The sequence below is a fragment of the SAR86 cluster bacterium genome (assembly GCA_023703575.1).
Lineage (GTDB): Bacteria > Pseudomonadota > Gammaproteobacteria > Magnimaribacterales > Magnimaribacteraceae > Magnimaribacter.
Genome location: CP097969.1, coordinates 1,156,796 through 1,171,644 on the forward strand (window position 1 = coordinate 1,156,796; position 14,849 = coordinate 1,171,644).

General features: G+C 34.6%; 11 protein-coding genes. 8 read left to right on the forward strand and 3 right to left on the reverse strand.

All coding sequences use genetic code 11. From position 1 onward, the window contains the following. The first annotated feature begins 5 nt into the window (after nt 1-5). The 4 genes from glnD to dapE are packed head-to-tail and all read left to right on the forward strand — an operon-like array spanning nt 6 to nt 5,954. A complete protein-coding gene (gene glnD / locus M9C83_05870) occupies nt 6-2,582 on the forward strand; it encodes a [protein-PII] uridylyltransferase (protein URQ66176.1) in 2,577 nt (858 codons plus the stop codon). Nucleotides 2,583-2,590: 8 nt separating this feature from the next. Then, complete coding sequence (locus M9C83_05875; GenBank protein ID URQ66177.1) at nt 2,591-3,778, forward strand: aminotransferase class I/II-fold pyridoxal phosphate-dependent enzyme; 1,188 nt, start codon at nt 2,591-2,593, stop codon at nt 3,776-3,778. A 46-nt stretch (nt 3,779-3,824) separates the two neighbouring features. Further along, entirely contained in the window at nt 3,825-4,811 is a 987-nt protein-coding gene (locus M9C83_05880) for a 2,3,4,5-tetrahydropyridine-2,6-carboxylate N-succinyltransferase (GenBank protein URQ66178.1), read from the forward strand. Nucleotides 4,812-4,820: 9 nt separating this feature from the next. Then, entirely contained in the window at nt 4,821-5,954 is a 1,134-nt protein-coding gene (gene dapE, locus M9C83_05885; protein ID URQ66179.1) for a succinyl-diaminopimelate desuccinylase, read from the forward strand. Between the two features lie 16 nt (nt 5,955-5,970). On the opposite strand, the gene M9C83_05890 is transcribed toward dapE, so the two are convergent. Then, on the reverse strand, nt 5,971-7,458 hold the full coding sequence (locus M9C83_05890; GenBank protein URQ66180.1) for a peptide MFS transporter: 1,488 nt from the start codon (nt 7,456-7,458) through the stop codon (nt 5,971-5,973). Nucleotides 7,459-7,514: 56 nt separating this feature from the next. Here M9C83_05890 and M9C83_05895 point away from each other — a divergent pair, with 56 nt between their 5' ends. Next, entirely contained in the window at nt 7,515-7,925 is a 411-nt protein-coding gene (locus tag M9C83_05895) for an RDD family protein (GenBank protein URQ66181.1), read from the forward strand. Here M9C83_05895 and lptG read toward each other — a convergent pair. Beyond that, entirely contained in the window at nt 7,918-8,976 is a 1,059-nt protein-coding gene (gene lptG, locus M9C83_05900) for an LPS export ABC transporter permease LptG (GenBank protein URQ66182.1), read from the reverse strand. The two genes, M9C83_05895 and lptG, sit on opposite strands and share 8 nt — an antisense overlap. Continuing rightward, nucleotides 8,973-9,977, reverse strand: coding sequence for an LptF/LptG family permease (locus tag M9C83_05905; protein URQ66183.1), 1,005 nt, complete (start codon nt 9,975-9,977; stop codon nt 8,973-8,975). Before M9C83_05905 ends, lptG begins: the two co-directional genes overlap by 4 nt. A gap of 128 nt (nt 9,978-10,105) precedes the next feature. On the opposite strand from M9C83_05905, the gene M9C83_05910 reads away from it, so the two are divergent. The 3 genes from M9C83_05910 to M9C83_05920 are packed head-to-tail and all read left to right on the forward strand — an operon-like array spanning nt 10,106 to nt 14,810. Next, nucleotides 10,106-11,620, forward strand: coding sequence for a leucyl aminopeptidase (locus tag M9C83_05910; GenBank protein ID URQ66184.1), 1,515 nt, complete (start codon nt 10,106-10,108; stop codon nt 11,618-11,620). Between the two features lie 2 nt (nt 11,621-11,622). After that, entirely contained in the window at nt 11,623-12,066 is a 444-nt protein-coding gene (locus M9C83_05915; GenBank protein ID URQ66185.1) for a DNA polymerase III subunit chi, read from the forward strand. Beyond that, nucleotides 12,063-14,810, forward strand: a complete 2,748-nt coding sequence (locus M9C83_05920; GenBank protein URQ66186.1) for a valine--tRNA ligase — start codon at nt 12,063-12,065, stop codon at nt 14,808-14,810. The genes M9C83_05915 and M9C83_05920 overlap by 4 nt, the downstream gene beginning before the upstream one ends. Nucleotides 14,811-14,849 lie beyond the last annotated feature (39 nt).

The window sequence follows — 14,849 nt, forward strand, 5'->3', positions numbered from 1 at the left end:
CTTAGATGTTTGAGAATATAGTTGAGCAAAAGAATATTGATAACAAAGATTTATCAAAACAATTTGAAAAATGGCTTTTTGATGACCGAGGAAGACAGGTAAGAGGAATTAAATATTTTTTAAACAAAAGATCTGATAATACTGATGCTTTAATTCAATCTATAGCTAATCAAACTAAGCTTAACGAAATTAAAAACTTTGGTATCTTCTCTGTTGGTGGCTATGGGAGAGGAGAACTTCATCCCTACTCTGACATAGATTTGCTGCTTTTATCAAAAAATAATTTGTTGAAGTCTGACAAGAAAAAAATTGAAGAATTCATTAGCTCATTATGGGATTTAGGTTTAGAAATTGGACATAGCGTAAGGACTACAGATGAAGCAAGGAATCAAGCAAGAGAAGATCTCTTCACAATGACAAACATGCTCGAGTTTAGAAGACTAACTGGTGATGATCAATTACATAAAGAATATCTAAGAATAATAGACACTAAAAACTTGTGGAGAAATAAGCCTTTTATTCAAGCGAAACTTCAGGAACAAATAGAGCGTCATGAAAGTTTCAATAATACTTCTTATAATCTTGAACCAAATATTAAATCCTCGCCAGGGGGACTTAGGGATATTCATACAATTGATTGGTTAATAAAAAACAATCTCAGGAATACTTCTGATGAAGAAAAATTTATTGGTGTTCTGACTTTCGATGAAAGGCAAGAGCTTAATAAATCTAAGTATTGGCTTTGGTTAATCAGATATCTACTCCACATCGAAGCTGGCAGAGAGGAAGACAGGTTACTATTTGAGCATCAAATACCAATTGCAGAGAAATTATTCCCTACTATCAAGAGCCCAAATCAAGCAGCAGAGAAATTGATGCATAGATATTTTCGATCCTCATTAAATATTTCTGAAATTAACTCTACATTCATCAAGGGTTTAAAAGAAAATTATGGGTTAACTAGATATTCAAGAAAAAAGAAAATAGATAAAAATTTCTATGTTAAAGATAATCTTATTCATCTGTATGATCTAAATGGTTTTAAAAAGGATCCCAGTCTACTCTTAGATCTCTTTATCAAATTAAGTGAAAATACTTATATTGAAGATATTGGCTCTGAAACATTAAGAGCTCTCAAAAGAGACAGGAATCTGATTGATTCAAAATTTAGATCAAAAAAACAAAATATTAAACTTTTCTTAAAACTTCTTAAATCCAAAAGACTTTTAGTCACGCAGTTGGAAAATATGAAAAATTTAGGGATATTGGGAAGATACCTTCCAGAATTTGGAAGGATTACTGGACAGATGCAGTACGACTTATTTCATATATACACGGTAGATGCTCACACCCTGCAAGTACTGAGAAATATGCGTTGGATGTCACTTGGAAAATCTAAGGAAAAATTCCCTTTAGCATCTCAACTAATTGATAAGCTTCCTAAACTAGAAGTGCTTTACATATCTGGTTTATATCATGATATTGGTAAAGGAAGAGGTTCAGATCATTCAGAACTAGGAAAAACCATCGTGAGGAATTTCTGTAAAAAACATTTTTTTTCTGAAGAAGACACAAAAAAAATTGAATGGTTAGTCGAGAATCATCTATTAATGTCTGTTACTTCACAAAAAAAGGATCTTGCAGATAATGAGGTTATTAAGGATTTTGCGAAAAAGATCAAAGATCTAGATACTCTCAATTATATGTATTGCCTTACTGCAGCTGATATAAGTGCAACAAATCCCAGATTATGGAATTCTTGGAATGCCTCTCTTTTAAAACAACTTTATGACCGCACTAAACTTTATTTTGAAGACGAGATACTGCTTAATACATCCATAACAGAGGAAAAGGCTAAAGCTATGGAGCTTTTGGGAGATTTTAGGAAACAGGATGTAAAAAAACTGTGGAGTAATTTTTATGGAGATTACTTCGAAGCTTCAGATCATCAAGACCTTCAGATTCATGCTCAAAATATCCTCCTTTCTAAAGGAATGTCAAATATAAAACTTTTTCAAAAAGATGCTGATTCTTTGACTACGATTTTCATAAATACTCAAGATAGAGCTAACCTTTTTGCGACAATTATAGGAGTCCTTGATTCGGAAAATATTAATTTTGTTGATGCTAAACTCTTTGGCATGAAAAATGGATATTGTACTGATCTAATAACTATCAGTGATAACGGAAAAAGGGTCGAATTGGATTCTGAAAAAGCTAAAGTTTTAATAGATAAATTAGAAGAGGCAATAACTCCACGAATCCTGAAACCTAAAATTGTACAAAGAAGGCAGCCGAGAAATCTGAGGCATTTCAAAACTGATACTGAAATTAGTTTTAAGCATGATATGAAAAATAGATGGACAGATTTAGAAATCAGTACTTCGGACAGACCTGGTTTACTGGCATCAATATGCCAGGTCTTTTTAAAGCATGGAGCGTTGATTAAAAAAGCAAGAATAGCAACCTACGGTGAAAAAGCTGAAGACAGATTTAGCATAACTTCCAAGCAAGATACGCCTTTTGTAAAGAGAAATGACTTAAATAATCTTATAGAAGATATCAAGGTTGCATTAAATTGAAAAAGTAAATGAATAAACAATTAGATTTTTTAACGGAGTATCCATTCCAGTACCTCTCAGATTTGCTCAAAGACATAAAAAAAAATCCATCAGATGTCATAGGACTCCATATAGGGGAACCGAAAGAACGAGCGCCAATGCAAGCACTGGATATTATCAATGAAAACTCTTTATCCTATTCAAAGTATCCGACTTCTTCAGGTGAATTTAATTTGAGAGAAAGTTACTGCAATTACTTAAACGATAGATTTTCTAGAAGTAATATTAACCCAGATATTCATGTTTTACCTCTTTCAGGCAGTAGAGAAGGAATTTTTTCGTTCATTCAGTCGACAATAGATTCTACAAAAAAGAACCCAATAGTAATTTTGCCAAATCCGTTTTACAAAATTTATGAAGGTGCTGCGATTATGGCAGGTGCAGAACCCTACTACTTAAATTCCATCGAGTCTGAAAGATTTAAACCTGACCTTGAAAGTATACCCGAGGATGTCTGGAAAGATTGTCAACTTTTTATAATATGTTCTCCCTCAAACCCCACTGGATATTGTTTTGATAAGAAAGAATACGAGGAACTGCTTGAAAAAGCGGAAAAATATGATTTTCTCTTATGCTCTGATGAATGCTATATCGATATCTATGATAGTTCATCAAATGCTCCTTTGGGATTATTAGAATGTGATGATGTAACTATGACAAATTCAAAATCAGTCATATTTCACAGCCTCTCTAAAAGATCTAGTCTTGCGGGTCTACGATCAGGATTTATTTGTGCTTCAGAACCGATAATAAAGAAATTAAGTTTATATAGAACTTACCATGGTGTTACTCTTTCTTTGCCAACTCAATTAGCCAGTACCTGGGCTTGGAAAGATAGTAAGCATGTTGAATCTAACAGGGCTGAATATGATAAAAAGTATAAAGCTGCCATTTCTTGCTTAGATAGCTTTGATGATGTGAAGAGACCTGATGGAGGGTTTTATATTTGGTTAAAATTACCCTGTGATGATCAGACCTTCGCAAGATTGTTATATGAACAAGAGTCAGTGCTTAGTTTGCCTGGATCATACTTAGGTAAGAAGATTGATGGCATTAATCCTGGAGAAGGGTTTTTAAGATTAGCTGTAGTGCATGATGTTGATACAATAAATAAGGCCTTTACTGCAGTAAATAGAACCATGCAATCCTTAAATTAGATTTTTTAATCTACCTCTAAAGTTAACCAGAACTTATAATATATAAATGAATATTTTTCCGTTGGTTGCCGTTGGTGTTTCTACATTGAATTCAAGTGATGATTTGCTGGATGTTAGATATCACTTAATTTTAAATGAAGAGCAGGAACTGCTGAATACTATGAACATTGATAATCCAGGATTTGATAATCTTTATTCAATGGCAAGCGGAGATGAAAACAAAGAGTTTTTTGATAAGATCAGCAATTCATTATCTGTTACAAATAGACAGAAATTAATATTTCATAAAATCGATAAGGATGTACCTATCTCAAATATATGTGATGCTTATTTAAAGCTTTATCTTTTATCATTGAAAGTCTCAAAACCAAACAGTATTAACCTAGAAAATATATTCGGATCTTTAGCTAACGTTGCATGGACTAATCTTGGTCCTGTTGATGTGAAGGACTTGAATTTATTTAGATCTAAAAATAAAGAAGTCTTTGTTAGATCGGTAGATAAATTCCCTTCCCTCACCGATTATATAATTCCTGAAGGAGTAAGAATAGCTGATTGTTCTAGAGTGAGGTTAGGAGCCCATTTGTCTGAGGGAACAACAGTAATGCACGAAGGTTTCGTCAACTTTAATGCAGGAACACTGGGCTCAGCAATGATAGAAGGTAGAATATCAGCAGGTGTGGTTATAGGAAAAAACTCAGATTTGGGCGGAGGTTGTTCAACGATGGGTACTTTGTCGGGTGGGAATGAGGTAAAAATTTCTGTTGGCGAAGATTGTTTATTGGGCGCTAATTCTGGGTTAGGTATTCCTTTAGGAAACAGGTGCATATTAGAAGCGGGCTTGTACTTAACAGGAGGATCTAAAGTAGAAATTTTAAATTCAAACAATGAGTTGATAGAAACTGTAAAGGCATCCACCTTATCTGGCAAAGATGACCTATTATTCATAAGGAATTCCCTTACTGGTGCAATTCAATGTAAACCTAATGGAAAAAGTGTTGTTTTGAACCAAACACTGCATAAAAACGACTGAATCAAAGAAATGAGTAAAGTTTTAGAACTTACAAGAGAGCTAATATCAAAGAAATCTGTGACACCCGATGATGCTGGATGCCAAAGCATTATTTCTACAAGATTGGAAAAAATTGGTTTTTCAGTCGAGCACCTTAGGTATGGAGATGTAGACAACCTTTGGGCTACTTATGGAGATGCCGGCCCTATTTTTGCTTTTCTAGGTCATACTGATGTAGTTCCTACAGGTCCACTGGAAGATTGGGAGAGTGATCCTTTCGTAGCAACTGATAAAGACTCTTTACTAGTTGGAAGAGGAGCAGCAGATATGAAAGGAAGCGTTGCTGCTTTTGTCACTTCTATTGAAGAATTTTTAGCTGAAGAACCGATCTTATCAGGAAGAATTGCTATTCTATTGACCAGCGACGAAGAGGGTCCTGCTGTGGATGGAGTAACTAAAGTTGTTGATTATCTTGAAGAAAAGAACGAAAAAATTGAATGGTGTCTTGTTGGAGAGCCCACAGCTGATAATAATGTGGGAGACGTTATCAAAATAGGAAGAAGAGGTTCAGTTTCAGCGAAGGTTATAGTCAAAGGAACTCAGGGTCACGTGGCCTATCCAGAAAAAGCGAGTAACCCTATACATAATTTCTCCTCTCCTCTTGCTGAACTATCTAAGCTCAGCTGGGAAGATGAAACAGGTAAGTTTCAAGATAGTGTTTTACAAATATCTAATCTCAACTCTGGTACCGGAGCAACAAATGTTATACCAGGAAGCTTAGAATTAAGTTTAAATGTACGTCACTCACCCTCAACTTCTGTGCAGCAAATAAAAGATGATGTTGAGTCCATAATCAATAAGTACAATGTTGAATGTGAGATTTTTTGGGAAGTTGGAGGAAAGCCATTTCTTACTACTCAAGAAGAGCTTATCTCAGCAGTGAAAAGCTCAATAAAAGAAGTGACAGGGTCAGAACCCAAATGCACTACTGATGGAGGCACATCAGATGGTAGATTTATTGCACCTACCGGATCACAAGTTGTTGAGCTTGGGCCAGGTAATGCATCTATTCATAAAGTAAATGAAAGCGTAAAAAAAGAAGATCTCGAGGAATTGCATAAAATATACAAAACAATACTAAGCAAACTCCTCACTAATTTATAGAATTATCAATATTTCCCTAGTCCCCTTCCTTAGTCTCAGTTGCCTTTAAAAATCTATTTGATATTAGGAGTAAAATTCCTACTACGAAAAGCGCAATAATAATTTGCATAAAAAGATCCGGCATTGAAGCTATACCAGCCTCAAATGATTTGCTTGCAAGTAAGCCTGCAAGACCAGCCGCTAAAGAAGACGATAGAAACCAAATTCCCATCATTTGACCTCTGTATCTAATTGGAGAATATTTCGCAGTAGCAGAAAGGCCCACTGGGCTCAAACATAGCTCGCCTAGTGTGTGAAAAAGATATGTTATAAGAAGAAACTGAATACCAGCTTTTTCATTCTGCATAGCAGCCTCAACACCAAAAATAATTACTAAAAAACCAATAGCCATGAGGAAACATCCCAAAGCAAATTTTTGAGGTGTTTCAGGATCTAAGTTCTTTTTTCCAAGAGAGATCCAAAATGCTGCGAAAAAAGGAGCAAAAATTACTACCATCAAAGGATTTGCGACCTGAAGAAAGGTCGCTGGCATCTCCCACCCAAAGATAAATAGATCCGTGTAGTCTTTAGCAAAAAGATTTAAAGATGAGCCCCCTTGGTCAAATCCGGCCCAAAATAATACAGCTCCGAAAAATAATAATAATAACATTTTGATATTTTCAATTTCATCAGTGCCTAGTCCTGCAAAAAAGAATAAATATATGAAGTAAGAAATAGCCACAATTAATATCAAATAAACAGTAAGTTGGTTAAGTAGTTGTGGATCAACACTCCAAAGTCCAGCAAAGCCAGAAGTAACTACTAGGAAAATAGCTATTGAACTATATTTAAATATATTCATGTACTTTGATTCATCTTCAGTAGGAGCCAAATTAGTATTTTTTCCAGCTTCTCCTAATGAATTTCTAGTGAAAATATATTGTAAAACACCAAAGGTCATTCCTACACCAGCGGCTCCAAAACCCCAATGCCATCCCACCTTCTCTCCAAGATAGCCACAAACAAGGAATCCGAGCATACTTCCTATGTTGATAGACATATAGAAAATCGTGTAGCCAGAATCAATTCTTACATCTCCTGGTTTGTAAAGTTGCCCTACAATAGTTGAGATGTTCGGCTTTAAAAGACCTGTACCGATTGAAACAAGAACCAAACCAAGAAAAAAGGTTTTATCATAAGGAATTGCCAGCACATAGTGACCTAGAGTTATAATAACTGCACCGTAGAGAACTGTTCTCTGCGCTCCAAAAAGCTTATCTGCAATCCATCCGCCAGGAACGCATAGAAAATATACTGAAGCACCGTATATTCCGTAGATCGCCATAGCCTCAGGAGCATCAAGATTCATACCTCCTTCAGTTACCTCCCTTGTCATGAACAAAACAAGCAACCCTCTCATTCCGTAGAAGGACATTCTTTCCCACATTTCTGTTAAAAAAAGTGTTACTAGACCTTTGGGATGGCCTAAGAAAAAGGTATCACTAGATTTGGATATATCATGCATAATAAACTCACAATTTTATATAGAATAATAAAAAAAAATATCTTCTCCAAATTATTATGGAAAATTCAGGTTTTTTTAAGAGAATCTTTTCTCTTGTTTATGACAGTTTACTGATTTTAGGGATAATCTTTTCTTTAACTTTACTACTCGTATTTTTAAATGGCGGAGCGCCTGAAAATGGTGGATTTATTGATTTACTGCAGCTTTTCGTCACTATTTTCTCTGGACCAATCTTTTACTCTTATTTTTGGTTGGTCAATGATGGACAGACTGTAGGCATGCAGGCATGGAAAATAAAACTTATTTCTGAAGAGAAGTTAACAATAAGAATTTGTCTCTTACGTTGCGCTTTTTCTACCTTTTCTTTCTTGTTCTTTGGTCTTGGCTACTTATATATTTTTTTTAACGAAGATAAAAAGTCGCTGGCTGATATAGCAACAAAAACAAGGATCGCCAAGATTAATTAGATTTAAGTTTCCAGAATGAAGCTGTTAAAACAATAACTGCCGCTATAGGAAAAGTAACTGCATAGAAAGGGCTTAGTAGAGAGACAGCTGCCATGCTAGCAAAAAGATTTTGAAAAATATTCAAAGAAAATGCGAATAAGACTCCAAAAAGAATTCTTTTGCTAATAGAGTCATCTCTCACTCTCCCAAAAACGAAAGATGCAGCTAATAAAATTAATGATATTGTTGTGATGGGATGGAATATTTTCTTCCAATACTCCAGAGATAAGTTATTTCTTCTGTATTCAGATATGTTTAATTTTAGAGCTTCATTAAGCTCACCAATAGAAAGATACCTAGGAGATAGAATTCTTCTCATGTCACTATCTTTAGGACCTTCTTGCCATATTTTTTCTTCTTGAAGGCGAATAGAATTTTTTTGAAAGTCTGTTATTGTTAAATCAAATAGAGTCCAGATTCCATTTTGACGTTTAGCATATTTCGAATCTATTATTTGAGTAATATTTCCCTCTTCTCCAAATTGATAAGTCGTGACGTTATTAATAGAATCTTTACTTGGAGAAGTTTTAAAAAAATTAATTGAAGAATCAGAAGCAAACCAATAACCATCCTCTGTATTGATTCTGTCTTGCTTCAATAATCTATTTTCCTCATTGGCTTGTGACAATGAAGGAAGTAACGTTTCTTGAAATAAAAAGGCTATTGCTATTATTACTATCGCAGGCCTTAAAGATGCTATAGCCATCCTAAAATTCGATTTACCTAAAACTTTTGCACCTATAATCTCCCCCTGTGAGTTTAAACTTCCTAAACCGACGACCGCTCCAATAAGACAAATATATGATAAATATTCATAAATTGAACTTGGAATTGAGTAAAAACAATAAATTAGTGCATCAAACACAAAATAAGAATTTGATATATCAGAGATTTCAGAAATAAATTTAAATAAAAAGTCCAGCAAAGAGATTGCAACTGCGACAATACAAATACTATGAAATATTCTCTTGGAGATATTTCTTTCTATTATGTCTCCAAATATATGAATCATGATTTTGTCCTGAGCATATATAAATTCAAAAGAATAGAAAAAACCAAAAAAAGGAAATGAACCAAAAGAATTGAAATTAAATTAGAGGATTCTGAACCTTTAAATGTCAACAAAACCCCTAAGTATGCTGAAAATATTAATAAACCAGGAAGTATTTTAGAGTATCTGCCTTTACGCGGAGATCTTTCTGATAAAGGCACAGCGATGAAAATACTTAATAATGTCATAAAACTTATAGAGCTTGACCATAACAAAGGATTTACTGAATCTTTTAGCTCAAAATTAACTTCACCATAATTTTTCGACATGAAATCAGCTTTTAATTTGAGATTATCAAACTTGACTGAAAATATTTCATCAGGTTCTTCTTTCGAATATGAAAACCCTTTACCAAAATTCAGATCTCCATTTCCTGACCTATTTGGCCTCAATCCCTCAGCTACGATAGTCAAACTTGATTCCCTATTGGAATCCTTCACAAGGAGAAAAACATCCTTCAGTTCGTCATTTCGCTTTTCCTTAGCATAAATAAGATAAGAATCATTTAATTTGTGAAATTCACCCGGAAGTAAAGCATCGAAGGTTTCTTCTAGAGATTTAACTTCAAGTAAACTCTTTACCCGCAAATCTAATCCAGGACTAAGCACTAAAGAAAAGAAAAATATTAACAAAGCTATCAATACTGCAGGAATTGACAATAGTGAGTAGATTCTTGAGTTACTAAAGCCAATCTGTTCCATGATCGTAAGTTCATTTTCTGAGCTAAATTTTCCAATAGTCAAAACAACGGACATAAAAAAACTTAGAGGCAAGATTAATTCTAAAAATTCTGGAAGCCTATACAAGACAACATAAAAAACAACTTGAGGATTTATTTCACCTCTTGATGCTTGCTCTAAGTATTGTATTGACCTCGAAGATACGATTATAAGAATAAAAACTACGCTTATAGCCAGAGTATATGAGAAAATAGTCTTTAAAAAATAACGATTTAAAATCATAAACGAGTATTTGAAAATCTATATAGTCAATCCTACTCTTTATTAGAAGAATATTCTCTATTTGGAGATAACTTTTATTATTTATTGATAAAATATTATGACAACAATCTTTTTTAAAAGGAGACATAATGAAAAAAAGACTCACACTAAGCCTTAACCAAGAACTATCGAAAAATCTTTTAAAAACAAAAATCGATGTTTTAGTTGTCGGTGTATCCGAGGGAAGGACTTTAAATTCAATCGCAGAAAAAGTTGATAAAGCAACTCAAGGTAGTATTAAAAAGCTTATAAAAAGGGGTGAGTTTGAGTCAAAGGTGGGCCAGACAGCTTACATCGCAACTAATGATGGTACTTCTGCTGAAAGAATTTTCTTAATTGGTTGCGGTAAACCAACGAAAGGTCTTAGCAGTGAAGATCTGGATAAGATTGCAATGACTGTAACAACTTGTTTAACTTCAAAAAAATCTTCAACAGGTATTGTTTCATTACCTTCCATGAAACATGAATCTAAAGAAAATACCGATGAGACTTTGCTGCAGAAAATAGGTACTGCTGTTGAAAGCAAGGCTTATACCTACGACGCGAAACTTAATAAGAAAAATAAAAAAATTAATTATCTTAAAAAAGTCTCAATTGTTATTGATTCAAAGCAAAGTAGCGCTAAATTGCGCAAAGGGCTCAAAACTGGACAAGTCATAGGTCAAGGAATGAATGTAGCTAAAGATTTAGCAAATCTTCCTGGAAATGTGTGCACTCCATCCTATTTAGCAACAAGTTCTAGATCTGCAGCCAATAAATATCAAAAACTAAGTTGTAGAGTTTATGGTGAAAAGGAGATGAAAAAAATGGGTATGGATTGTTTGCTTTCAGTTGGAAACGGAAGTGCGCAAGAGTCAAAACTTATTTCAATGAATTATCAAGGCGGAAAAAAAGGCGATAAACCATATGCGATTGTTGGAAAAGGCATTACTTTTGATACGGGAGGAATAAGCCTCAAGCCTCCTCCGACCATGGATGAAATGAAATTTGATATGTGTGGTGCTGCGAGTGTTATAGCGACTATGCAAGTAGTTTCAGAACTTAAACTGCCGATCAATATTGTTGGTGTTGTGGCAAGTGCAGAAAATATGCCAGGTAGTAAAGCCACAAAGCCTGGTGATGTCGTACGCACAATGTCAGGTAAGACTGTTGAAATATTAAATACTGATGCTGAGGGACGATTGGTCCTAGCTGATGCTTTGACTTATGTTGAAAGATTTGAACCCCGATCAGTAGTAGACATCGCTACACTTACCGGAGCGGTGATAATGGCGTTAGGTTATTCCACATCTGGACTAATGTCTAATAACGACAAACTCGCAGAAGAATTATTAGAGGCTGGCCGTAAAGCTTCAGACAGAGCTTGGCAATTACCCTTATGGGATGTTTACCAAAAAGATTTGGATAGTAATTTTGCAGATATCGCAAATATAGGTGGTCGAGCTGGTACGATTACCGCTGCATGTTTTTTATCAAGATTTGCAGAGAAGTACCCTTGGGCACATCTCGATGTGGCCGGAACTGCTAGTTATAAAGGTGCTGCAAAAGGTGGTTCAGGTAGACCTGTACCTCTCCTGAGTCAATATCTCATAGATAAGTCTTAGTAATGGTAGAAGCTACTTTTATAGCTTCTGGCAAAAATATGGAAGAAGCTTTGAACTTCACTTGTTCTCTAATTAGTAAATTAATTATGGGCGGCATAGATCTAATTCATACTAGTAAAATAGATATTTTTTGTGATGATATAAATGATGCTAAATATTTAGATGAGAGGTTATGGAATGAGCCTAAATATGGACTAATTTCTCATAATCTTGTTACTAATAAAGCAGATGATCTGATAAATATTGGTTATCCTGGCACTAAGTTCGCTTTAGGTTCTGATTTGATTCTTAATCTATCTCCAGATATGCCGAAAAACTTAGATGGATATGAAAATTTTATACAGCTAGTAATTATGGATGGTGCCGATCTCAGAGAGAGAGCAGCGAGTACGTGGTCTAAATGTAAAGATCTAGGATTAAAAACAAAATTCGTAGAGTCAATATGAAGAAAAACTACGAGCCGAGTTCCACTGAAACGGAAATTTACGAGAATTGGGAAAAATCAGACTTCTTTAAAGCGCAACCTGACGAATCAAAAGAATCCTTTTGCATCATGATTCCTCCACCCAATGTTACTGGAACACTTCATATGGGTCATGGGTTTCAAAATACTCTAATGGATGCACTTATTCGCCATAAAAGAATGTCAGGATTCGATACACTCTGGCAAGTGGGCGTAGATCATGCCGGAATAGCAACTCAAATGGTTGTAGAAAGACAACTTGAAGCAGAAGGATTATCTAGAGAGGAGATCGGTAGAGATGAATTTGAAAAAAAAGTATGGCTTTGGAAAGAAAAATCAGGAAATAAGATAACACAACAACTGAGAAGACTAGGCGCTTCGGTTGACTGGTCAAGAGAAGCTTTCACCATGAGCGATGATTTAAGCACAGCAGTCAAGGAGGTTTTCATAGAACTTTATGACCAAGGATTGATTTATAAAGGAGAAAGATTGGTCAATTGGGATACAGTACTTGAGACTGCCTTGTCAGATCTTGAAGTTTCATCTGAAGAAGAAAATGGATCTCTTTGGTATATTGATTACTTTACTTCAGATAGTGAAAAATTAACTGTTGCAACAACTAGACCGGAAACATTGCTTGGAGATACAGCTCTTGCAGTAAATCCTGAAGATGAAAGGTATAAGGGACAGATAGGAAAAATGGCACTTTTGCCAATTGTGAATAGAGAAATACCTATCATTGCTGATAATTATGTTGAATCAGAATTTGGGACTGGTTGTGTGAAGATTACACCTGCACATGATTTCAATGATTTTGAGATGGGCAAAAGACATGGACTTGAAGTGATCAATATCTTAAATTTTGATGGCACTCTAAATGACAAAGTTCCAGATAAATATCAAAACTTAAATATTGAAGACGCAAGAAAACTTATCCTAGAAGACCTTAATACAATTGGTCAACTGAATAAAACTGAGTCTTATAAAGTCCAGATCCCAAGGAGTGAAAGAAGTAATTCTATCCTTCAACCTTTGTTGACTAATCAGTGGTTCGTTAATGTTGAAAAACTTTCCCAAGAAGCTATCAGAGTTGTTAAGGAAAATGAGACAGAGTTTATACCTAAGAATTGGGAAAATACCTATTTTGCTTGGATGAAAGATATACAGGATTGGTGTATCAGTAGGCAGTTGTGGTGGGGACATAGAATACCAGCCTGGTTTGATAAGGATGATAATTTGTATGTTGGGGAATCTGAGAAAGCCGTAAGAGAAAAATATAATCTCGATAATATAGAATTGAAACAAGACGAGGATGTTCTGGATACTTGGTTTTCTTCTGCTTTGTGGACGTTTTCAACTCTTGGATGGCCAAAAAAAGAGAACTTACTTTCAAGATATCATCCTACAAGTGTCTTAGTGACGGGGTTTGATATCATTTTCTTTTGGGTAGCAAGAATGATAATGATGACTACTCATTTCATCAATGAGGTACCCTTCAAGAAAATATTAATTCATGGTCTTATAAAAGATTCAGAAGGCCAAAAGATGTCTAAATCTAAGGGTAATACCTTGGATCCTTTGGATATCATAGATGGAATTAACCTAGATAACTTGATCAAGAAGAGAACTGAAGGGTTGATGCAACCAAAAATGAGAGATCGGATCATAAAACAAACCAAAAAAGAATTTCCCAACGGTATCGAAGCTTATGGAACTGACGCATTGAGACTAACTTTCTGCTCGCTAGCGACGGGTGGGAGGGATATCAATTTCGATGTTAAAAGAGTAGAAGGTTATAGAAACTTTTGTAACAAGCTTTGGAATGCGGCCAGATTTATAGATTTAAATATTGATAACTATGGTATTTCCACAAAGAGAAGTGAAAGTTCAATTGATTCCTGGATTGACTATAAATTCAATCAAACGGTAAAGAAAGTAGACCAGTCAATGAATGAATTTAGATTTGATTTGACCACTAAAGCAATCTATGAATTTATATGGTACGAATTTTGTGATTGGTTCATAGAGCTTCAGAAAATAAGTCTTAGAAAAAATGACATGAATAAAGCAGAGATTGTTAGGTCTTTGGTCGATATTCTTGAAAAAACTCTAAGACTTGCACATCCAATCATGCCTTTCATAACGGAAGAAATTTGGAAACAATTTAAGGTGCATCATAATTCAACTCATGAGAGCATAATGGTATCTGAATACCCGTTAGGTTCAGAAAATACTTCTGAACGAGACTACCAATCAGTAGAATGGCTTAAAGATATTGTATCTGGAATAAGAAATATACGTGGCGAGCTTCTTATCAAACCTTCAATTAAAATTTCTTCAATCTTTAAGGGAGGAGATCAATTAGATAAGGGAAACTTAAATGAAATTGGTAGTTATATAGAAAAGCTATGTGGTCTCAAAGAGATTATTTGGGCTGAAGAGAGTTCTCAAGACATTCCCTCATCAATATTTACTCGAGACAATCTAAAAGTAATGATACCCCTTGAAGGACTCATAGACGCAAAGGAAGAAATGCAAAGGCTCAATAAAAAAATATCTAAACTTATTCAAGAAAAGGAAATGTTAGGTAGTAAACTTTCTAATCAGAACTTTGTTGAAAATGCTCCAAAAGATTTAGTGGAGGCTCAAAAAGATAGATTTTCTCTTTTATCTAAAGAACTAGAAAATCTTGACTTGCAAATAAAAGAAATTAAAAAAATGATTTAGGGTTTATGAAATCATTTTGGTTATAATTTAGCATTATGT

What these genes read in the sequence shown, in the direction of transcription:
- M9C83_05890 (URQ66180.1), bottom strand. Translation starts at nt 7,458, where the DNA reads ATGCATGATATATCCAAATCTAGTGATACCTTTTTCTTAGGCCATCCC.
- M9C83_05915 (URQ66185.1), top strand. Translation starts at nt 11,623, where the DNA reads ATGGTAGAAGCTACTTTTATAGCTTCTGGCAAAAATATGGAAGAAGCT.
- M9C83_05910 (URQ66184.1), top strand. Translation starts at nt 10,106, where the DNA reads ATGAAAAAAAGACTCACACTAAGCCTTAACCAAGAACTATCGAAAAAT.
- glnD (URQ66176.1), top strand. Translation starts at nt 6, where the DNA reads ATGTTTGAGAATATAGTTGAGCAAAAGAATATTGATAACAAAGATTTA.
- lptG (URQ66182.1), bottom strand. Translation starts at nt 8,976, where the DNA reads ATGATTCATATATTTGGAGACATAATAGAAAGAAATATCTCCAAGAGA.
- M9C83_05875 (URQ66177.1), top strand. Translation starts at nt 2,591, where the DNA reads ATGAATAAACAATTAGATTTTTTAACGGAGTATCCATTCCAGTACCTC.
- M9C83_05895 (URQ66181.1), top strand. Translation starts at nt 7,515, where the DNA reads ATGGAAAATTCAGGTTTTTTTAAGAGAATCTTTTCTCTTGTTTATGAC.
- M9C83_05880 (URQ66178.1), top strand. Translation starts at nt 3,825, where the DNA reads ATGAATATTTTTCCGTTGGTTGCCGTTGGTGTTTCTACATTGAATTCA.
- M9C83_05905 (URQ66183.1), bottom strand. Translation starts at nt 9,977, where the DNA reads ATGATTTTAAATCGTTATTTTTTAAAGACTATTTTCTCATATACTCTG.
- dapE (URQ66179.1), top strand. Translation starts at nt 4,821, where the DNA reads ATGAGTAAAGTTTTAGAACTTACAAGAGAGCTAATATCAAAGAAATCT.
- M9C83_05920 (URQ66186.1), top strand. Translation starts at nt 12,063, where the DNA reads ATGAAGAAAAACTACGAGCCGAGTTCCACTGAAACGGAAATTTACGAG.